The organism is Mediannikoviicoccus vaginalis (assembly GCF_928097925.1).
GTDB lineage: Bacteria > Bacillota > Clostridia > Tissierellales > Peptoniphilaceae > Mediannikoviicoccus > Mediannikoviicoccus vaginalis.
Genome location: NZ_CAKMRI010000001.1, coordinates 1471648 through 1491836 on the forward strand (window position 1 = coordinate 1471648; position 20189 = coordinate 1491836).

Sequence of the window (20189 nt, forward strand, 5' to 3'; positions counted from 1 at the left end):
GTATCTCAAAGGCTTATTCGTCTACTATGTCCTAATTGTAAGAGGGAAGTTTCTTTAAGTTCGGAAAGAATTGACTATTTAAAATCCATAGGCATTTCTGAATTTCCCACAAAGGTTTATGAGCCATGTGGCTGTGAACACTGCAATGAAGGATATCTTGGAAGGAAGGCCCTTGTTGAAATAGTTATTATTGACAAGGATTTTAGGGAGCTTATTGAACCTGATGTCAATTTAGACGCTCTTAAGGCGCTGGGCAAGAAAAAGGATATTAAAAATTTACAGTACAAGGGTGGCGTTGAGTTTTTAAAGGGAAACACTTCCTTTGAAGAGCTTGCCAATCTTTCTATAGTATGATGATTGATTTTAAAGCTTTTAAAGAAGTACTTAATAAACCAATTTACATAAAACAAAATAATAAGGACCTATCCATCTTCCTAAATGAATTCTCTTCACTTTTAAAGGCGGGGATTAATTCTGAAGATGCGGTTTACATTCTTAAGGACCAAAGGGAGATTAAGAGTTTAAATTATATTTTAAATAAAGTGTATAACGATCTTCTAATGGGTCATAGCCTTTCTGAGAGCTTTTCCAGGCATGGGAATTTTGAAGAATTTTTTATTACCATGATTAAAACTGGAGAGGAGACGGGAAGGATTGAAGAAATTTCTAAAAATCTTTCTCTCTACTACAAGAGGACGGATCAGATTGACAAAAAGGTAAAGGGCGCTTTGGTGTACCCGATTATCTTAATGTTAACTGCAATTTGTGTTTTGTTTTTTATTTTTACATATGTTATGCCAACCTTTTTGGACTTGTTTAGGGAAAGCGAAAACACACTTCCTAAGTCCACGAAAGTTTTAATTGTAATAGTTTCATTTTTTAACAATCACGGCGCCACGCTGTTGGTTGCTATTTTAATATTCATTTTTATATTTGTGCTACTCTATAAGAAGACTGGATTTAAACTGGCAGTAGATAAATTTAAATTTAAAATTCCCATAGTTGGAAAGAATTATTCAAAGGTCCTAACGGGGAAGATTGCCATGGCCCTTTCAATTTCAACCAATGCAGGTCTTAATTTTATTGATGCGGTTTCAATAATCTCTGAAGGCATTGGTAATAGATATTTAGAAGAGAGAATAAAGATGGGGATTTTAGAAATTCAAAATGGAAAACGTATTTCTGAAACTTTTCACGAAATAAAAGAGCTTCCAAAACTATTTTCATCAATGATTGAAGTCGGTGAACAAACAGGAGAGCTTTCCGATATATTAAATGTTATTTCCACTCACTACAGCGAAGAGAGTGACTACGCCATAGACAACATGCTAAGGATATTTGAGCCTGCAATCATCATAGTGATGGCCATAATAATTGGATTTATAGTAATTTCCATTGCCACTCCTATGTTTGATTTAATAAATTCATATAACTTTTAAGGGGGAACTATGAAAAAACTTATCAGAAAAAAGACAAAGGGATTTACATTAATTGAACTGATTATTGTAATAGCAATCCTTGCAGTGCTTGCGGCAATTGCACTACCTAAGTACAACAACTCTAAGAGAAAGTCTGTAATAACTGCCCACAATGCAAATGTTAGGGCGCTTGAGTCGGCGGCGCTTAACTATGTTGCAAATGGTGGAGGGGCTGCAACTTGGCCAGGGGATGCAAGTCACAAGGAATATGTAAAGAATTATCCAAAGGTTCCAAAGGGAATAACCGAACTTAGCGGCGAAGCTGGACAAGATTATACTGTTACAATTACAGATAAAGGCGATGTTGAAGTTTCCCCGGGAATCATTGAACTAAAAGAATAATGAATTTTTTCTCCTTTATACTTGGTTCTGTTATGGGGTCGTTTTTGAATCTTCAAATTATGAGAAAAACTTCTCACCCTATAACAGAACCATTTTCAGTATGTGACCACTGTCATAAAAGGCTTCACTTTTATAATCTCGTTCCCATACTGTCCTTCTTATTTCAAAGGGGGCGAAGTAGCTGTTGCAATAAAAAACTTTCCATAAAGTATCCTATTTCTGAAATTCTTTTTGGTTTTTTATTCGTAATGGTAAATGCATTTGTGGATGATTTTTATAAAGGAATTTTTATGGCCACTTTAATTTCACTACTAATTGCCATGTCCATAATTGACTTTAAAACAAAAGACATCTACTATTCACATATACTAGGCGTGTTTTTTCTATGTGCTATTTTATCCTATTACAATTTTTGGTTTAAGGAAGAAGTAATCTATAAAATTATTATCTCAATCCTTCTTCTTATAATAGGTTATATGTTAAGCAGAAAAGAGTACGCCGGGTTTGGAGATATTTTACTTATTATATGTTTAAACCTAAGTTTGAATTTTTACGAAACCACAATCTTTCTTTTTCTTATGTCTGTGGTAGGTGGTTTAGTTGCCCTCGTGATATACTTAAAGAAGAGAGATAGGAAGATGAAGATTGCTTTTGTTCCAATAATCGCTTCGTCTTTTATCATACTGGAAATAGTAAAGGGCATGATAGCATGAAAAAACTACTTAAAGTATTTATTTTTTTAATGGTGTTAATTACAATCGCCTGTTCAAGGGAGCAGGTTAAAGAAGTTGAAAAGGAAGAATATACCGTTCAAGACATGGATGTAGACTATAGCATGATTGAGTATGAGCTTCCTAAAATAGAAGAAGAGTATGAAATTCTAAAGGCATATAAGAATAGACTCTATATCTTAATTCATGATGTAAAGGACGAGGACAGTGACAAAATAGTAGATTCCCTTATGATTTATGACTTCCAAGCTGAAAGGGAAGTTAAGAGATATAACTTCCAAAAGGGAATGAAAATTCACGACCTTATCGTTTATCAAGGGGATATTTACATTAGTTTTGGCGATGGCGGAAAAGATTTTTTTAATGAGAGAGCGGAAGCTACAGATATTGGAGAAACCGAAAATAAGTCTAAAGAAACCGTACAGGCCACTGAAGAGACAAAGCATAAAACTGAAAACAAAACGTTGCCAACAAATAATACACCTACAGATCCTTTCTTTGGGAAAAGTATTGAAAACAAAACTTATTCCATTGGAAAACTTCAAGACGGTGGGATTACCTTAGTAATTACTTTGGAAAAACAAAAGTTTGCACCAAAATTTTTGTATGCTTTTGATGACCTATACTATCTTAATTTGAAAGATGGTAAGTACAATGTATCTCCGCTACTTGATGAAAGTTCAAATGATATATTTTCATTTGACTTTGTGGACGAGATACAAGATAGGATTTATAGCAGCGGCGACCGTCTAATTGCTCAAGGCAAGGACAAGAATAACAGTTATTTTTATCTTGTTGATGAAGATAACAATGTGGAAAAAATTCCCATAGAGCCGTCGGAACAGTTCTTTTCATTTATTGCACTAAAAAATGGAATCTTTTCTTCATATACCGATATCTATGACAGAGAGTCCCTAAAGATTATGTATATTGACATAAATCCAAAGGGCGAAGAGAAGTATAAGAAAAAAATTGTCTCATCGGATAGTATCTACAAGTTCTATTCCAACAATACTGACAATATTATAGCTGAAGGATCCGGCGGAGGGATTTACTTTATTCGTGTTAAGAGAAGTCAAATCTATCGTGGAAAGGTGTCTGGAATTGGCGACAATAGATATAAGATATTTCCAAACGAAGACTCAAGATATGGCTTTGTAGATGAAGAACATGGAAAATATTTAGATATTTACTTTAATTAATTATGAAAAAGACAAAGGGATTTACATTAATTGAACTTATTTTAACCATTGCCATATTGGCACTATTGGTTGGAGTTGGGTCGCTTAGGTACGATTTTTTAACAAATTATCAAGAGAAAATTGAAATCCAGTCGGTTTTAAGGACCATAAACGAAGCGAGAAACGCGTCCATTACAAGTGGATATGTTCATACCGTAACATTTTCTAGAAATGAAAACATGGTGCAAGTTAACAAGGGTTATGAAGTGGTGGATAAGCTAGACTTAAATAAATTACAAGTGCTAGAACGAAATAGCTTTCGCTTTACCACTACGGGAGCGCCAAGCAAAGCGGGAACATATTACATTCTCGGACAAAAAAAGGAATACATTATTACTATTGAAGTTGCCACAGGGAAGGTGAATCTTGTTGAAAAAGAAATTTAAAGGATTTACATTATTAGAATGCCTTGTGGCACTTTTTGTATTAAGTATTATAGTTGCATTTACCCTTCCAGCCCTGGGAAATATTTCAAACCTTCGAAATAGACAAAAGAACTACTTGGAGTTTACGAATTATTCAAAAACCATTACAGAAAAAATAATTGCAGATATTTCCACAGACAGTACAATTTCCATACCGGAAGATGAAAAATATGTTGTGAGTTACGACATAACTTCACTTGGCGATTTTAAGAAGCTAAAAGTTAAAGTATTAGATAAAAATAGCGAAAGGGAACAAGTTTATGAAACCATCCTTCCTAAATAAAAAGACCAAGGGTTTTACAATGCTTGAAGTTATCCTTGCCATGGCAATATCCCTTGTAATCCTTTCAGTCATAGCAGTTTTGATGGGATTTTCACTAAATATTTTGAAAACCGACTTTGAATATAATAAAAAGAAGTCGTCCATCAGCTATGCCCAAAGCTATATAGAAAAGGAGATTTCAAGGTCCTACAAAGTTTATGAGGAAAGTGAGTTTCCCCAAAGACTTCGCTCCAACAACTTAGGATTTGTAATAGAAATACTTCCATATAAGGACATGGAGGAATATAGCCACGATTATGTGTATTACTATTTAAATAACGACAAGCTTCAAAGGGTGCTTTACAGTAGCTACCTTCCCATTGAAGAAGAGGGAAAGCTTTATTACCAAGGCACCAACACTATTTGTGAAAATGTAGAGTCCATTGATAAAACTTTCTTTGATAGAGCTTCCAACTACATAGAGTTAAACTTTTCCTTTGACGAAAGTGGAACAAATAAAGAAAGCACACTAGGCATATTTGTGGAGGGGCAAAGTGAAGAAGACTAGAGGATATATTTCAATTTACACCCTTATTATTTTTATGCTTTTAGTTTCCATAATAACCGTACTTATTTTAGGCGTTAAGACGGAGTCAAGGAAGGTCATAAACCAGGGGGACTACTACCAAAACAAATTAATTGCAAGGTCGATTTACTACATAGTAATAAACGACGAAAACTTTATAGAATTTACAAAAGATCCGTCAAAAGAAAGTCTTAAAAAAGTACAAATAGGAGACTTGGGCCTTGAAAGCTACAACGGACCAGTTCGTCTAGCATTTGGTGAAAACGAAAGAGGAACTGTAGTGTCCTATGAAGTGAAATATAAAAATACCTTCACAAAAAATAATATTGTGGTGGAAAAAAATAATTCAAAATTACTGGACGATAATTCCAAAGTTAAATTAAGTGATGAAGAAATTCAAAAGATAATTGAAAATGACTTGGAAAAAATCGGCGATGATATAGTTTTTTATCAAAAGGACGAAACCCTTTATTATTTAGATAGAAAAGATTATGAAGAGCTTCTTAGAGAAATAGAAAAGAGTTTTAATGAAGAAGACATAGAGGAAGATTACGAAGTGGAAGATGAAGAGGCAGAAGACCAAGAGGTAATAGAAATAGATATAGCAGACTACTTGGACAAGTTTAAAACTTTGGATGGCGACTACTTTTATAGTTTAAAAAGTTTCGAAGTGCTATCCGAAGATGCGCCACAGCTAAAGGGAATAGCCATGCTTGAAGAAGAGGGAGAAAAACTTGGTAGCATAACACTAAATGGCATACTAATTAACCACTCACCATATAAAGATGTAAAAGTTAATGGAAAAGTTGTGGAAGTTTCAAAATATGAAGGTATATCAACCACATCACAGGAAGAAATTTTAAGATTAAAAGACGCCTTCGGTCTCAACTTAAGACCAAAGGTTCACAGGCTTATGATTAAGTAACCTATGTTATAATTAAAATAGGTGAGAATATGAAGGATAGATTTGGAAGAGAGATAGATTATCTCCGAATTTCCGTTACAGATAGATGCAACTTAAGATGTAGGTATTGCATGCCGGAAGACGGTTTTCACAAGGTGGACTCCAGGCAAGTACTTACAATTGATGAATATATAGAAATAGTAAAGGCCTTCAAAGAGCTGGGCATAAAAAAAGTTAGAATTACCGGTGGGGAGCCACTGGTAAAATATGGCGTTGTGGACTTAATAAGGGGAATAAAAGAGCTGGGCATTGAAGATATTTCAATGACCACAAATGGAATCCTCTTAAAGGACATGGCGAAAGACTTAAAAGAAGCGGGACTAAATAGAGTGAATATCTCTCTAGATAGTTTAAAAGAAGATAGATATAGCTACATTACAAGAGGTGGCAAATTACAAGACGTTATAGAAGGCATCGAAGCTTGCAAAAAGTATGGCATAAAACCAATAAAAATAAACACGGTGGTACAAAGGTCATTTAACCTTGACGAGTACAAAGACTTTTTAGAACTTACGAAAGATGAAGACATTATCGTAAGATTTATTGAGCTAATGCCCATTGGAGAAGCCATAAAAAATAGAGACGACTACATTTCAAATGAAGAACTTATAAATTTATGTGGCAATTTAAAACCGGTCAAAGAAAGCATAGGATCAGGACCGGCGAATTATTATAAAATAGATGGCTACAAGGGAGAAATTGGATTTATAAACCCAATATCATGTAACTTTTGCAAAAACTGTAACAGACTAAGACTTACAGTTAAGGGCAATTTAGTACTATGTCTTCACTCTAAAAAGACAGTGGATATTAAGACGCCACTTCGAAATGGCGAAGACATAAAAAAAGTTATATTACAGGCCGTTAATGAAAAGCCCGAGAGACATTCTTTAATTCAGGGAAAGTACAACGAAACCGACATGAATGAAATTGGAGGATAAATGGAATTAACTCATATAAATGAACAGGGTAGAGCCAAGATGGTGGACGTGTCCTCAAAGGACGATACCCTTAGAGTTGCTACGGCAAAGGCAACCATAAGAATGAAAAGAGAAACCATTGAAACGATAAAAAGTGGTGGAATAAAAAAAGGAGATGTGCTTTCAGTGGCGCAAGTTGCCGGGATTATGGGAGCAAAGAACACTCCGCAACAAGTTCCCATGTGTCACACCATACTACTAACGGGAGCGGATATAGAGTTCGAAGTAAAAGAAGACTGCATAGACATATACTGCACAACAAAGACCACAGGCAAAACTGGAGTTGAAATGGAAGCACTGGTAGGGTGCTCCACTGCAGCCCTAACAATATACGACATGTGCAAGGCCATAGACAGAGGCATGGTAATAGAGGAAGTGAAATTAGTGGAAAAAGTTGGAGGAAAGTCCGGCCACTACAAAAGAGGCGTTGGAGAAGTAATAGACGTAAACATCTCAAAGGAAAAAGGCGTAATAAAAACGCCAGTAGAAGTTGGAAATTTAATAGAAAACTTTGGACTGGAAGGAGACGCCCATGCAGGCGACTGGCATAGACAAATAAGTTTACTTGCAGTTGAAAGCATAGACAAGATGAAGGCCATGGGACTACCGGACTTAAAAGACGGAGACTTTGCAGAAAATATTACAACAAAGGGACTAGTTCTACACGAAATTCCCGTTGGAACAAAGTTTAAAATAGGAGATAGCCTTTTAGAAGTTACACAAATTGGAAAAAAATGCCATAAGGGCTGTGCAATAAAACAAAAAGTTGGCAACTGTATCATGCCAACGGAAGGAATTTTTGCAAAAGTATTAAAGGGAGGGCCTATTAAAAAGGGCGACAAGATAGAGCTTTTAGACTAAGGAGTTATTATGTATTCAAAGATATACACCTGTTTTCTTGAAGGTTTACAAGGATATAAAGTAGAAGTTGAAGCAGATATTGCAAGAGGACTTCAAGCATTTAATATAGTTGGGCTGGCAGATGTATCAATTAAAGAAGCAAAAGAGAGAGTGCGTTCAGCAATAACAAACTCCGGATTTAAATTTCCCGTTGGAAGGATCACCATAAACCTTGCGCCGGCAAACTTAAAGAAGGAAGGTTCTCAGCTAGATATTTCAATTGCAATATCAATCCTTACAGCCTATGGAACCATAATAAAAGAGCCAAAGGACAACATTGCATTTATAGGCGAGCTTGCCCTAGATGGAAGATTAATGTCAGTTGACGGAGCACTGCCCATGGCAATATCACTAAAGGAAATGGGCTTTGAAAAAATAATAGTTCCCGTGGACAACAAAGAAGAGTGTTCATTAGTAAAAGGCGTTGACATAATCCCAGTGGACAATCTTACAAACCTCGTGGACTATCTAAACGAAAATATAGACATAGAACCGTTTAACGAAGACGTGTTTAGCGACTTTGAAGAAGAAGTAGAATACGACATAGACTTTTCAGAAATAAAAGGACAAAAAAATTTAAAAAGAGCCATGGAAATTGCAGCGGCAGGAGAACATAATCTGCTTATGATAGGGCCACCAGGTGCGGGAAAGACAATGGCAGCAATGAGACTTCCTACAATCCTACCACCACTGGACTTTGAAGAATCCATGGAATGTACAAAAATATATTCAGTTAGCGGCGAGCTAAAAGAAAATAGACTTGTAAAGAAAAGACCATTTAGAGCGCCACACCACACCAGCTCATCGGTGTCCATCATAGGTGGAGGACGAATTCCAAAACCAGGAGAGATTTCCCTGGCCCATAATGGTGCACTATTTCTTGACGAGCTTCCAGAATTTCCAAAATCAACCATAGAAGTTTTGAGACAACCACTGGAAGAAAAGACTATAACCATCTCCCGTGCTAACGCAACTCTTACTTACCCTGCAAACTTCCTTTTTATAGCGGGGGCAAATCCATGTCCATGTGGATACTACGGTTCAGAGGAACACGAGTGCACATGTAGCGCGTCACAAATACAAAGATACCTTGGAAAGATATCCAGACCAATCCTTGATAGAATCGACATACATGTGGATGTTAAGCCAGTAAAGCTAAAGGACTTAAGGGATAAAACGCCAGAAGAGCCATCCAAAGAGATTAGAAAAAGAGTAGTGAAGGCGAGAAATATTCAACGAGAGCGTTTCAAAGGGGAAAAGACCAAGACCAATGGTCAAATGAACAATAGACTTATAAAAAAATATGTTAAACTTGACGACAACTTAAACGAATTACTAGAAGCGGCGTACCAAAAATATAAATTCTCAGCCAGAAGTATCAATAAAATTCTTAAACTTTGCAGAACCATTGCAGACCTTGATGAAAGCGAAGAGATAAAAGAAAAGCATTTGCTTGAAGCAATACGCTTTAGAACTGTTGATACAAAGTATTGGGGATAGAGTATAAATGTTCAAATATCTAGTAAAGATTGTTGTTACAAATTAAAATAATAAAAAAAGGAACTGTTGGGTATGAACAAAACCTCAACAGTTTTTTGTTTGAAAAGTGCAAAAATATGGACAATAAGACTTTTCTTCCATATAATGAATAGGGAGGAATATATGACAAAGGACGAAAAAATAAGAATAGAAATTTTTAATAGAGTTTCCAAAGAACTTTTTGAAAAAGAATATGAAGAAACAAAAGTAGGTATGGGCATAGTTAAAGCAAATATAATTGTGCTCTTCATCTTCGCACCAATAATGTATTTGATTTTTAAATTCTATGTGAAACTTTATTCCATAGATGATTTTATAAATTTTTTGCTTGATATAAAAAAATTTATGTTTTTTATAATTACATCCATGGTGTTTATTGTAATACACGAACTACTGCATGGCCTTACATGGTCACTCTTTACTGAAAATGGCTTTAAGGACGTTGCATTTGGATTTATGTGGAAGTACTTAACGCCATACTGCTCATGCAAAGTGCCAATGAAAAAGGGACAATATGTCTTGGGACTACTAATGCCACTAATCCTTTTAGGAATAGTGCCAACAATTTTAGGATTTGCCATGGGAAGTGTTTTTTAACAATACTTGGAGCGTTTTATATTTTCGCCGCGGGAGGAGATATTATAATGGCATACTTGATTTTATCAAGGAATGTAGAGGGAAAAGATGTTTTGCTTTACGATAACCCAACAGAAATGGGCGTAAGTTTTTTTGAAAAAGATTTGAGTTAATAGAAGAAACAAAGTTCTCGCTAATTAAAATAGAACCCAAGTCTATAGGGACAAGGGTTCTTTTAAAAACTTTTTAACAAATGTAATCTTACTAAATTTGTACTATAATAGATTAAAGAATTAATTTGCCCACATGGGCAATATAGAAGGTGAAAATTGTGGATGATAAATTAAATAAAAAGGGCGGTTTTCATTACGCCTGGATAATTTTGGTGGTGACTACGCTCACTTTGGGAGTGTATGTGCCGGTGGTAAACTCATTATCGAATAGCTGGCAGATTGCTGTTACTAACGACTTGGGCTTTTCAAGGACTGCATTTTCCTTTACAGGAACCATTACTCAAGCTGTGGGAATTTTCCTTGGTCCTGTAATTTCTGTCATGCTAACTAAATATAATTTTAAACGCATTTGGACAGCGGCGGCAATTACTTTTGCTCTAGCTGTCTTTGGATATTCTATGGCTCAAAGTAAGTATCATTTTTATATTTTAGGTTTTGTGGTTGGTGCGTCCTATATAACCACTGCGCAAATTCCTATGATGATGCTCATCAACAACTGGTTTCAAGAGAAGAAGGGCCTTGCAACTTCCATCGCAGTGTCGGGAATTTCTGCGGGAGGTGCGCTACTAAGTCCTCTTATAAATATGCTTATTGAAAACATGGGCTGGAGAATGTCCTATAGGGTCTACGCTTTAATAATTTTGGTTTTAGCAATTGTCTTTGGATTCTTTTTAATTTATTTAAAGCCAGAGGACAAGGGACTTAAACCATATGGATATAAGGAAGAGGACGAGTCTGTAGGTAGCTTAGTGGACTCTAACAAGTCTTTAAATGTGGGGCTTTCCATTGGAGCATCACTATCATGCAGCTTTTTTATTTTCCTTTTACTTGGAACTGTTATGAACGGCCTTGCCAATGGTGCGTCACTTCAGTTTCCACCGGCGCTTCAAGAGGCGGTGGGCTTTCAAGTGGCAGGCACTGTAGTTTCAATCTATTTACTAGTTGGAGTTTTTGGTAAGTTATTGCTTGGTCGAATTGCGGACAAGTATGGTATTAATCATGCAATTATTTTTGGTGCTAGCACATTGGCCCTTAGTTTTGTTTCCATGCTTCTTGTTGATAAACCCTTTGGACCTTGGCTAGTTGCCATCGTGTTTGGTTTTGGCCTTGCACTTGGCTCGGTACTGCCACCTCTTGTAACTTCTTCAATTTATGGACGTAAGATGTATGGAGAAGCCTACGGGTTTGTACAGTCAAGTACTCAAGTTGGTGCGGCTTTTGGACCACTTCTAGTTTCCTTTATTTTTGATTCATCGGGAAGCTACAGGTTTGCATGGCTAATCAATATTGGTTTTGCAATTTTAACGGGACTACTATGGCTTCTTGCTCATAAAACTGCAAAGCCATATGAAGGTAAGAGTGAAAAATAGAGGAGGATTTCATGGAAAAATATATTTCTATTTTAAGGGACTTAATACAATTTGAATCGGTAAATGATGGAGAGGACGAAGTTGCAAAGTATATTGCAAATCTTTTCGAAGGCTATGACAATGTGGAAACGGAAATAATTCCTTCGTATCCTAGTCGCTCTAATGTTATCGTTAAGCTAAAGGGAAGTGAAAAGGGCAAAGTCTTTGCAATCTCTGGACATCTTGACGTTGTTGCAGCTGGCGAAGGCTGGACCTATCCACCTTTTGAAGGTGTGGTTGAAGACGGCAAGATGTATGGCAGAGGAACAGCGGACATGAAGGCGGGAGTTGCAGCTGGAATTTATGCACTTCTTGATCTTATTGAAGAGAAAAAAGATTTTCCTGGAGAGATTTGGTTCATTGGAACCGTTGGCGAAGAGATGGGAATGCAGGGAGCCCTTGACCTTGTGGAAGGTGGATACCTAAAGGATGTGGATGCAATCATAACACCGGAACCTACAAAGCGTGATGGAGAAAACCAAGGGATTTTTGCATCAAAGGGGTCAATTATGTATGCGGTTCACGCCGAAGGAAAGGCAGCCCATTCATCAATGCCAGAGATTGGGGTAAACGCAATTACGGCAATTGCAGACTTTATACAAAAGGTGCAAAAAAAATTTGACGAAGTTACGGCTAACAAAGATTTTCAAAATAAAGAACTGGGCTCTACACTAAATGTGTTTTCAATTATGGAAGGCGGAATTCAAATTAACTCTGTGCCGGACAAGGCCTTTGTTAAGGGGAATATTCGTACGGTGCCTGAGTTTGGATCAGAACAGTCCATTGGAATTTTAGAAAAGGCAATTGAAGAAAATAATAGGGACGAAAGTCGTGCAAAGTTAAGTCTTGAACTAATTCAAGTGTTGGACCCGGCTGAGGCTCAAAAAGACAATGATTTAATTAGAGCCTTAAAGGAAGCGGCTTTTGACAAAAATGTTCAAATAAGACCACTAATTGGAACCTGTGAACTGTCTCGTTTTATTCATATTTCGAACGATGTACAGCTTTTGGTGTATGGACCGGGACTAACAAAAGAGGCCCATGTGGTGGACGAGTACATTGAGCTAGATGAATATGTGGACACAATTCGTATTTTCAAAGACACGGCAATTAAATTTTTAAAGATGTAAAAGGCGGCTTAGGTCGCTTTTTTTAATAATTTTTTAAAGGCGTTGCTGGGTATCTATTAATAAAAGAATTAATTGTACCAAAATTTTCTTTATATTATAATATGGCAAGGTGATTAAATGAGATATTTATTTTTAATGAGTAAGAAGGCGGGAAGTGGTTACTTTGATGAACTTGAAAAAAGTATTATTTCTTCTTACGGTGAAAATAATTTAGAATATAAAATTATAAAGACGGAGCATAAAGACCATGCCAAGGAAGTGGTCTGGCAGTACCATGATGATGAAGAACTAATTTTTTATGTTTGCTCTGGAGATGGCACTTTAAATGAAGTTGTCAATGAAATGAAAAAAGTTAATGCAAAGTTTGCTGTGGGACTTATTCCTTCGGGAACTGCCAATGACTTTTCTAAAAATTTTGACTATAAAAATTTTAAAATAGAGGACACTATTAATCCAAAATTTGAAAACATCGATTTAATCAAGGTGAACGACAGATACTCAGTAAATGTTTTGAGTTTTGGTTTTGATACTGTAATTTTAAAGACTGCCTATGACCTTCTAAAGAAAAACCCAAAGCTTGGTCAGAGGGCATATCCAAGGGCGGTTTTAAAAAATATTTTTAAGATACCAAAATACAAATTAAAATGCTATGTTGAAAAGGATGGTGAGTCTTTAGAATTAGAAGGAGATTTTCTTCTTGGTGCCATTTGTAATGGCGGCTACTACGGTGGAGGTTTTAATCCATCGCCAAATGCAGATGTAAGTGACGGAGTTTTGGAAATCTGTTTAGCGGAGGAGATGTCTTTATTAAAACTTATTCCACTTGTCTTCAAATATAAAAAAGGAAAGCATCTTTCACATAAATTAATTTACTTTCAAGAGCTGACTAAGGGTCGAATCGAGTTTGAAAAAGAACTTATGGTCAATGTTGATGGTGAAATTTTTAAAACTGATTATTTAGATTTTAGAGTTTCACCAAAAGCTTTGAAATTTGCAAACATATGTAATGAAAAAATATGAAAATGTCTCCATACCATGTTATTTGGTAAGGAGACTTTTTATGCTTTTAAATCGTTTTAGATTTTAAAATCTCTGTGTAGTCTCAAGATTTCAAGGAGCATTCCATCTCTGTACTTTGTAAGACTTTCGTTGGTGTTTCCAATATCAGACGGTCTGTTTTTGATAGCTTCTTTAACTCCGTCTACAGTTTTTTTCTTTATATCATCGGTAAACTCGGTCCATGTGGCTGCGTCTTTTAACCAGGTTTCCATAGAAGGACCTATATGATCAAGAAGTCCTTGAAGTCCGCGTTCACCTCCGCCGAGTTCAAATATCTGTCCTGGTCCCATAATCGCCCATCTTATTGCTGGACCGAAGGTAAGTGCAGTTTCAGCATCTTCCATACTTACTACATCTTTATAAACTAAGTCCATCATCTCTCTTAATACCACAGCTTGAAGTCTGTTAGCTATAAATCCAGGAACTTCGTTTCTTATAATAATTGGTTTTTTGCCTAATTTTATAAAAAGTTCTTTTATTTCATCTGCCAATATTGGGTCTGATTTTTCTCCTTGTGAAACCTCTATTAGAGGGATTAGGTGAGGAGGGTTGTAGGGGTGAACTCCAAAAATTCTTTCAGGGTACTTGGCGTCTTCTGCTATTTTTGTAATGAGTAGTCCTTAGGTTGCAGAACATAGAACGCATTCTCTATCTGAAAAACTTTCAAAAGTCTTTACAAATTCTTTTTTTATAGCATAGTTTTCTGGAAGAGCTTCTTCAATTATGTCAGCGTATTTGATAGCATCTTCTTGACTATTGGTAAAACTTATTCTTGAAAGAATTATATTTCTGTCTTCTTCTAAAACTACATTTTTTTCCACCAATTCGTTTAAGTAGGTTTCGATATTATTTTTAGATTTTAGTTCTCCTTCGGCACTTCTGTTATAATTTTTAACATTCATTCCGCCCATCGCAAAAAGCAATGTAAAAGACGAACCGATTACTCCACCGCCTATGACGGATGCTGTTTTAAATTTTCTAACCATTATATTCTCCTTTTAAATTTCCTGTTTCATATTATATACCCAAACTCATAGAAGTTTTTACAATAGATTAATATCTTATTTAAAAATTAGAAAACATATTAAAAAAGTAGACAATTAACTAATAGGCTGGTATTATAAGTATGTAAATAAAATTATCAGGAGGTAAAAAATGAATTTTTACGAAAAATCAAAAGAATTTGCTAAAGAACACATTGCACCATTTAGTCGTCGTAGTGACGAAGAAGGAAAATTCCCAGTAGAATCTTTCGAAGCTATGGGAAAAGAAGGATATTTTAAACTTCTTATTCCAGAAGAAATGGGAGGATTAGGAAAAACTGCTGTAGAACATCAACAAGCTGTATTAGCTTTTGCAGAAAGCAATCCAACAGCAGGTCTATGCTACATGATGCACAACGTTGCACTTATGACAGTATTAACTAATGGCAATGAAGAATTGAAGAAAAAAGTTGTAGATGATATTGTGAACAACAATAAATTTATGGCTTTAGCTTATTCAGAATTTGGAACAGGAACACATTTTTATATTCCTGAAGTTAAAGTAACTAATAATAATGACGGAACATTTACATTTAATGGAACTAAGTCAATGGTTACAAGCGCAACAAACGCAAGTTATTACTTAATCTTAACTCCATCAACAGAAAAAGAAGGAGCAATTAACAACTGGTTAGTTCCTCTTGAATCTGAAGGATTGGAATTTAAGATGGAACACTGGAAAGGTATAGGCATGAAGGGAAATGTTTCTTGCCCAATGAGATTAAATGATGTAAAACTTGATGAAGTTAATAGAATCGGTGAAGAAGGTTCAGGACAAGACCAAGTATTTAATGTAGTAGCACCATATTTCATCTTAGGACTTGCAAGTGTTTACACTGGACTAAACTTAAAATTATCAAGTGTTACAAATGAATATGCACTAAATAGAAAATATCCTGATGGAAGCAACTTAGCTAATATAGAAACTGTTCAAATTCACCTTGCAACAATTTACAAAAATGCTATGAGTTCAAAGGCTCTTACAGAACTTGCTGCAAGATCTTTAGTTGACGGTGAAGCTGATGCAGTTGCTAAGATTATAGCTGCAAGAATCGCTGCAATTGACAATGCCATAGCTTCAGCAACACTTGCAATGAGAGTTGGTGGTGGAAAGACTTACAACAAGGCAAGCGAAATCGAAAGATTGATGAGAGATGCATATGCAGGACAAATTATGGCTCCATCACTAGACGTGCTTAATGTATGGCTAGGCAAGGCAATTACAGGACAACCATTACTATAGGATTAGGATAAAGGAGATACAATGAAAAAATTAAAGGTTGGAGCAGTTATATACGCTCCTCGTGTTACAGTTATTTGGGAAATGATTGAAAAGTTTTACAAGGATCGTGGAGCTGAAATTGAAGCTGTTTTCTTTAAAGACTACAAACTTCAAGTGGATGCTTTAGTTAATGGCGATATAGATGTAGCTTGGAACTCTCCACTTGCACAACTTGATGCAAGACTAAGACTTGATGGAAAGGAAAAAATAGGCTGCATGAGAAACACCGACCAAGATAGAAAGACCTATCTTGTTGTAAAGAAGGACAAATTCAAAGAAGTTGCTGACCTAAAGGGAAAGACAATTGGATTTGGTGCGATCGACTCACCTCAAGCAAGACTTATTCCTATCAACCACCTTCATAAAAAGGGTTTGGAATTTGGAAAGGACTATGAAGAAAAGAGATTTGACATAGGAGTTGGCCTACACGGAGACCATGTTGGTGGTGAACTTGATAGCATGAAAGCCATGTTAAATGACGAAGTTGATGCAACTTTCTGCTTAGACTTAAACTACGATGCATGGGTAGCTGATGGAACTATTGACAAAAACGCTGTTGAAGTTTTAGACAAGACTGACCACTTTGACCACTGCATATTCACTTTCAATCCAGAAGTTTCAGACGAAGACATAAAGGCCTTTGACGATATAATGTTCAAGATGGACTACAACAAGGAAGAGGACAAAGAAATTATGGACCTTGAAGGACTTACTGAATGGCTTCCTGGTAGACGTGACGGATTTAAACAAATCACAGAAGCGAATGAATATTTAGACAATTTTATAGAAGGCTTTAATAGTGGAAACTAAATTATTTAAAACTGCTTTAATTGGATCTATGCCAAGGGGCAAGGAGATTTTGCTTGCCCGTAGAAAGCTGTCTGCAAATTTAATTGATAAAGCTAGTTATGACAAGCTAATAGAAGAAAAGACTAGAGAAGTTATTAAACTGCAAGAAGACCTTGACATAGACATTATTACAAGTGGTGAAATCGAAAGAGACAATTACGTTTCATTCATATCTGAAAAACTGGGAGGAGTTACCCAGATGAGCATGGCGGAGATGCTCGACTATGTAGATGACAAGAGGGAGTTTGAAAACATCTTGACCACATTGGATGTTCCCGCTTCTTCAATAAAGAACGCTATTTGTACTGGTAAATTGGAATATAAGGGAGATATAGTATTAAATGAATTAAAACTTTTAAAATCCCTTACTAATAGGCCGGTAAAAATAACTATGCCAGGTCCATACCTTGTTACTAGAAGTATGTGGCTACCAAATGTCAGCTCAAAATACTATGATAGCAAGGAGGAACTGGGAGAAGATGTAATTAGAATCTTCAAAGAAGAAATAAAAAATCTACAGGAAATTGGAGTTGATGTAATCCAGTTTGACGAACCTGTTTTAACGGAAATTGTATTTACAGAAGGTAGACCGAGAACTTTTATGTGTGCATCTCTATCGCAAAGAAAGGATCCAACAGAGGAGTTGAAGTTTGCAACCCATCTTATAAAAGGCGTTATGGACGGAATTGACAGAGAAAAGTCCATTGCCTCAATGCATGTTTGCAGAGGTAACTGGAGTAAGAACGAAAGTATTTTACTAGAAGGACCATATACTCCACTTATAGAACTATTCGCAAATATTAATGCAGATTTACTTTCCCTTGAATTTTCGACACCGAGAGCTGGAGAGATAAAATCCCTTTTAAGTGACGATAGGATTAGGAACAAGGTTATTTTGGGACTTGGTGTAATCAATCCACGATTTGACGAAAAAGAAGATGAAGATGTGATATATAATAGGGCAAAAGAGGCTCTAGAATATATTGAACCAAAAAATCTTTGGTTAAATCCAGACTGTGGCTTTGCAACTTTCTCAAATAGACCGGTAAATGAATACGAAAATATCAAAAACAAATTACAATCCATGATAGATGCTCGTGACAGACTAAGGAAAGAATATGGAAGATAATATTAATTTCTTTGAGAAAAACTATAGAGCAGTAGTTAAGAGTGACGATGTAAAGGTATATAACGAAAAGTCGCAACTTACCATAGACTCCGCAATTTCATTTGACTCAGAGAAAGAAGAATTCACATCCATAGACTACTTTGTTTCAGCCATAGTATCTGAAATAATCCTTACTATGGAGAGAGTAGCAAAAAAACGTGGAGAAATTCTTCAAGATATAGAAGCGAAAGTGAATTTAACTATAAAAAATCCAATGTATCTGCTTAATGTAATTGGATTTGAAGAAAGCGCTTTAATAGAAAAGATAAATATAGATATCTATTTATTTTCGTTTTTAGAAGGCGAAGAATTAGAAGATTTTTTAAAAGAAGTTTTAGACAGGACATTAATCTACAACTCCTTTAAAGAAAAAATTGAGGTTAATTTTAAAACTGTCTTATAGGACTGTTGGAGTGTATGAAAGTACGCTCCAGCAGTTTTTTATTTATTTCCTTTTGTTTAAAATCTTATCATTTTGGTATAAATTTACTATAAACCTTAGAGGTGATAAGATGAATAGACATAAAGTTTTTATAATTTTCATGATAGTTTTAGTTATTATTGGAGTTAAGTTTTATAAAAACAATTCGAATACAAATTCAAACAAGGGAAATACAGAAGGGACTGATATAGATATGAGTAATGTAAAAAATAGAAATGAAATCTACTTAGCCGGTGGATGCTTTTGGGGAGTGGAAGGATACTTCAAGAAAGTTCCAGGTGTTCTTGACACTTCCGTTGGATATGCAAATGGAAAAACCAAAGATACAACGTATAGAGAAGTAAAGGAAACCGACCACAGTGAGGCTGTTAAAATAATTTATGATGAAGACAGAGTTTCGTTGCAGGATCTATTGGAACATTATTTTAGAATAATTGACCCAACATCTGTAAACAAACAGGGCAATGACAGAGGAAGGCAATATAGAACTGGAATTTATTATACAAATCGAAACGACAAACTCATTATTGATGAAATTATAAGACAAAAACAAGAGCTTTTCGATGAAAAAATTGCAGTTGAAGTTGAACCACTAAATAATTTTGTTCTCGGAGAGGACTATCATCAAGATTATTTAGATAAAAATCCGGGAGGATATTGCCATATTAATCTTGCACTGGCAGATGAGCCACTAGATACAAAGGGCAAAGTAATAGAGAAGGAGCAAGAAAAATTAAAGAAAAAACTTACGGAAGAACAGTACCGAGTAACTCAAGAAGATAAAACGGAAAGGGCCTTTACTTCTGAATACGACGACTTCTATGAAGAGGGAATCTATGTGGATGTAGTAAGTGGAGAGCCACTATTCTCATCAAGGGACAAGTATGACGCAGGCTGTGGATGGCCTTCATTTACAAAGCCAATCGATTCAAATATAAATTACAAAAGCGACAACTCTTTTAACATGAGCAGGGTCGAAGTGAGAAGTAAAACTGGCGACTCACATCTTGGACATGTGTTCAATGATGGTCCAAAGGACAAAGGCGGCGCAAGGTATTGTATAAATGGTGCGTCACTTAGATTTATTCCACTAAGCAAGATGGAAGAAGAAGGTTACGGCGACTATATTGATAAAGTAAAATAATTAAGAGGGAGACGAAGGTCTTCCTTTTTTTGTGATTTTTTTTAATTTCTAATTGATAATGGGTGTGAAATTTTTAAAATTTTAATGGAAATTTTATGATTCAAAAAATGAAAAATAAAATTTAGATTTTGGAATGATTTTAATTATAAAAAATATTCCTGAATTATCTAAAAGCTTCGGTTAAGTTCGATTAACAAGAAACAAATGGCTAAATTTAAAGGTTTAAGTGGAGTTTAAGTAAAATAAAAACTTTAATTCATAGCTAGCTGATAGGTATTATCAAAGATGGCTTAATTTCAATGTTTAAGCATGGTTAACAAAAATATTATAAAAAACATTTGCATTAAAGCAAAAATGGTGCTACAATTGTCAATGAGATGATAATCAATATCAATCCCAAATCAGA

Annotated in this window: 22 protein-coding genes and 2 pseudogenes; 22 read left to right on the top strand and 2 right to left on the bottom strand. The window is 35.4% G+C overall.

Annotated features, from left to right (window positions below):
* Positions 1-15: 15 nt before the first annotated feature.
* The 17 genes and pseudogenes from L6651_RS09515 (at position 16) to L6651_RS06850 (ending at position 13816) form a co-directional block, all read left to right on the top strand.
* Complete coding sequence (locus L6651_RS09515; protein ID WP_465221315.1) at positions 16-354, top strand: ATPase, T2SS/T4P/T4SS family; 339 nt, start codon at positions 16-18, stop codon at positions 352-354.
* Positions 354-1439 (top strand): type II secretion system F family protein, encoded by a 1086-nt coding sequence (locus tag L6651_RS06775; RefSeq protein ID WP_237037207.1) that lies wholly within the window; start codon positions 354-356, stop codon positions 1437-1439. Before L6651_RS09515 ends, L6651_RS06775 begins: the two co-directional genes overlap by 1 nt.
* A 9-nt stretch (positions 1440-1448) precedes the next feature.
* Positions 1449-1820, top strand: coding sequence for a prepilin-type N-terminal cleavage/methylation domain-containing protein (locus L6651_RS09395; RefSeq protein ID WP_305067683.1), 372 nt, complete (start codon positions 1449-1451; stop codon positions 1818-1820).
* Positions 1820-2533 carry a prepilin peptidase gene (locus L6651_RS06785; RefSeq protein WP_255784687.1) on the top strand — a complete coding sequence of 238 codons (714 nt, stop codon included), beginning with the start codon at positions 1820-1822 and terminating at the stop codon, positions 2531-2533. Before L6651_RS09395 ends, L6651_RS06785 begins: the two co-directional genes overlap by 1 nt.
* Positions 2530-3753, top strand: a complete 1224-nt coding sequence (locus tag L6651_RS06790) for a hypothetical protein (protein WP_237037209.1) — start codon at positions 2530-2532, stop codon at positions 3751-3753. Before L6651_RS06785 ends, L6651_RS06790 begins: the two co-directional genes overlap by 4 nt.
* A gap of 2 nt (positions 3754-3755) precedes the next feature.
* The gene (locus L6651_RS06795) at positions 3756-4178 is read left to right on the top strand and encodes a pilus assembly FimT family protein (RefSeq protein ID WP_237037210.1); all 423 of its coding nucleotides are present in this window, start codon (positions 3756-3758) and stop codon (positions 4176-4178) included.
* Entirely contained in the window at positions 4162-4500 is a 339-nt protein-coding gene (locus L6651_RS06800) for a type II secretion system protein (RefSeq protein ID WP_237037211.1), read from the top strand. Before L6651_RS06795 ends, L6651_RS06800 begins: the two co-directional genes overlap by 17 nt.
* Positions 4478-5047, top strand: coding sequence for a type II secretion system protein (locus tag L6651_RS06805; RefSeq protein ID WP_237037212.1), 570 nt, complete (start codon positions 4478-4480; stop codon positions 5045-5047). Before L6651_RS06800 ends, L6651_RS06805 begins: the two co-directional genes overlap by 23 nt.
* Complete coding sequence (locus L6651_RS06810) at positions 5034-5990, top strand: hypothetical protein (protein WP_237037213.1); 957 nt, start codon at positions 5034-5036, stop codon at positions 5988-5990. The genes L6651_RS06805 and L6651_RS06810 overlap by 14 nt, the downstream gene beginning before the upstream one ends.
* A 29-nt stretch (positions 5991-6019) precedes the next feature.
* On the top strand, positions 6020-6970 hold the full coding sequence (moaA, locus tag L6651_RS06815) for a GTP 3',8-cyclase MoaA (protein ID WP_237037214.1): 951 nt from the start codon (positions 6020-6022) through the stop codon (positions 6968-6970).
* Positions 6971-7429, top strand: a pseudogene (gene moaC / locus L6651_RS09440) (cyclic pyranopterin monophosphate synthase MoaC); the annotation flags it as partial.
* A 96-nt stretch (positions 7430-7525) separates the two neighbouring features.
* Positions 7526-7870 carry an MOSC domain-containing protein gene (locus L6651_RS09445; protein WP_334301423.1) on the top strand — a complete coding sequence of 115 codons (345 nt, stop codon included), beginning with the start codon at positions 7526-7528 and terminating at the stop codon, positions 7868-7870.
* Positions 7871-7879: 9 nt separating this feature from the next.
* Positions 7880-9409 (top strand): YifB family Mg chelatase-like AAA ATPase, encoded by a 1530-nt coding sequence (locus tag L6651_RS06830; protein WP_237037215.1) that lies wholly within the window; start codon positions 7880-7882, stop codon positions 9407-9409.
* A gap of 162 nt (positions 9410-9571) precedes the next feature.
* Positions 9572-10045 carry a DUF3267 domain-containing protein gene (locus L6651_RS06835; RefSeq protein WP_237037216.1) on the top strand — a complete coding sequence of 158 codons (474 nt, stop codon included), beginning with the start codon at positions 9572-9574 and terminating at the stop codon, positions 10043-10045.
* A gap of 310 nt (positions 10046-10355) precedes the next feature.
* Entirely contained in the window at positions 10356-11627 is a 1272-nt protein-coding gene (locus L6651_RS06840) for an MFS transporter (protein WP_237037217.1), read from the top strand.
* A gap of 11 nt (positions 11628-11638) precedes the next feature.
* Positions 11639-12796 (top strand): ArgE/DapE family deacylase, encoded by a 1158-nt coding sequence (locus L6651_RS06845; RefSeq protein WP_237037218.1) that lies wholly within the window; start codon positions 11639-11641, stop codon positions 12794-12796.
* Positions 12797-12913: 117 nt separating this feature from the next.
* Entirely contained in the window at positions 12914-13816 is a 903-nt protein-coding gene (locus L6651_RS06850; protein WP_237037219.1) for a diacylglycerol/lipid kinase family protein, read from the top strand.
* 56 nt (positions 13817-13872) lie between these two features.
* Here the strand turns inward: L6651_RS06850 and L6651_RS06855 are convergent, their stop codons facing one another.
* Both L6651_RS06855 and L6651_RS06860 read right to left on the bottom strand, forming a co-directional pair.
* Positions 13873-14319, bottom strand: coding sequence for a 3-hydroxyacyl-CoA dehydrogenase family protein (locus L6651_RS06855; protein ID WP_255784958.1), 447 nt, complete (start codon positions 14317-14319; stop codon positions 13873-13875).
* Positions 14296-14841 (bottom strand): annotated as a pseudogene (locus L6651_RS06860) (3-hydroxyacyl-CoA dehydrogenase NAD-binding domain-containing protein); the annotation flags it as partial. The pseudogene L6651_RS06860 and the gene L6651_RS06855, both read right to left, overlap by 24 nt.
* A gap of 169 nt (positions 14842-15010) precedes the next feature.
* Here L6651_RS06860 and L6651_RS06865 point away from each other — a divergent pair.
* The 5 genes from L6651_RS06865 (at position 15011) to msrB (ending at position 19783) form a co-directional block, all read left to right on the top strand.
* Entirely contained in the window at positions 15011-16141 is a 1131-nt protein-coding gene (locus L6651_RS06865) for an acyl-CoA dehydrogenase family protein (RefSeq protein ID WP_237037220.1), read from the top strand.
* 21 nt (positions 16142-16162) lie between these two features.
* Positions 16163-16990: a phosphate/phosphite/phosphonate ABC transporter substrate-binding protein gene (locus L6651_RS06870; protein ID WP_237037221.1), complete on the top strand. Its 828-nt coding sequence runs from the start codon at positions 16163-16165 to the stop codon at positions 16988-16990.
* Positions 16980-18158 (top strand): cobalamin-independent methionine synthase II family protein, encoded by a 1179-nt coding sequence (locus tag L6651_RS06875; RefSeq protein WP_237037222.1) that lies wholly within the window; start codon positions 16980-16982, stop codon positions 18156-18158. The genes L6651_RS06870 and L6651_RS06875 overlap by 11 nt, the downstream gene beginning before the upstream one ends.
* Entirely contained in the window at positions 18148-18600 is a 453-nt protein-coding gene (locus tag L6651_RS06880; protein ID WP_237037223.1) for an OsmC family protein, read from the top strand. Before L6651_RS06875 ends, L6651_RS06880 begins: the two co-directional genes overlap by 11 nt.
* A gap of 109 nt (positions 18601-18709) precedes the next feature.
* On the top strand, positions 18710-19783 hold the full coding sequence (gene msrB, locus L6651_RS06885) for a peptide-methionine (R)-S-oxide reductase MsrB (RefSeq protein ID WP_237037224.1): 1074 nt from the start codon (positions 18710-18712) through the stop codon (positions 19781-19783).
* Positions 19784-20189: the final 406 nt, after the last annotated feature.

What these genes read in the sequence shown, in the direction of transcription:
- L6651_RS06775 (WP_237037207.1), top strand. Translation starts at nt 354, where the DNA reads ATGATTGATTTTAAAGCTTTTAAAGAAGTACTTAATAAACCAATTTAC.
- L6651_RS09395 (WP_305067683.1), top strand. Translation starts at nt 1,449, where the DNA reads ATGAAAAAACTTATCAGAAAAAAGACAAAGGGATTTACATTAATTGAA.
- L6651_RS06785 (WP_255784687.1), top strand. Translation starts at nt 1,820, where the DNA reads ATGAATTTTTTCTCCTTTATACTTGGTTCTGTTATGGGGTCGTTTTTG.
- L6651_RS06790 (WP_237037209.1), top strand. Translation starts at nt 2,530, where the DNA reads ATGAAAAAACTACTTAAAGTATTTATTTTTTTAATGGTGTTAATTACA.
- L6651_RS06795 (WP_237037210.1), top strand. Translation starts at nt 3,756, where the DNA reads ATGAAAAAGACAAAGGGATTTACATTAATTGAACTTATTTTAACCATT.
- L6651_RS06805 (WP_237037212.1), top strand. Translation starts at nt 4,478, where the DNA reads ATGAAACCATCCTTCCTAAATAAAAAGACCAAGGGTTTTACAATGCTT.
- moaA (WP_237037214.1), top strand. Translation starts at nt 6,020, where the DNA reads ATGAAGGATAGATTTGGAAGAGAGATAGATTATCTCCGAATTTCCGTT.
- L6651_RS06830 (WP_237037215.1), top strand. Translation starts at nt 7,880, where the DNA reads ATGTATTCAAAGATATACACCTGTTTTCTTGAAGGTTTACAAGGATAT.
- L6651_RS06835 (WP_237037216.1), top strand. Translation starts at nt 9,572, where the DNA reads ATGACAAAGGACGAAAAAATAAGAATAGAAATTTTTAATAGAGTTTCC.
- L6651_RS06845 (WP_237037218.1), top strand. Translation starts at nt 11,639, where the DNA reads ATGGAAAAATATATTTCTATTTTAAGGGACTTAATACAATTTGAATCG.
- L6651_RS06850 (WP_237037219.1), top strand. Translation starts at nt 12,914, where the DNA reads ATGAGATATTTATTTTTAATGAGTAAGAAGGCGGGAAGTGGTTACTTT.
- L6651_RS06865 (WP_237037220.1), top strand. Translation starts at nt 15,011, where the DNA reads ATGAATTTTTACGAAAAATCAAAAGAATTTGCTAAAGAACACATTGCA.
- L6651_RS06870 (WP_237037221.1), top strand. Translation starts at nt 16,163, where the DNA reads ATGAAAAAATTAAAGGTTGGAGCAGTTATATACGCTCCTCGTGTTACA.
- L6651_RS06880 (WP_237037223.1), top strand. Translation starts at nt 18,148, where the DNA reads ATGGAAGATAATATTAATTTCTTTGAGAAAAACTATAGAGCAGTAGTT.
- msrB (WP_237037224.1), top strand. Translation starts at nt 18,710, where the DNA reads ATGAATAGACATAAAGTTTTTATAATTTTCATGATAGTTTTAGTTATT.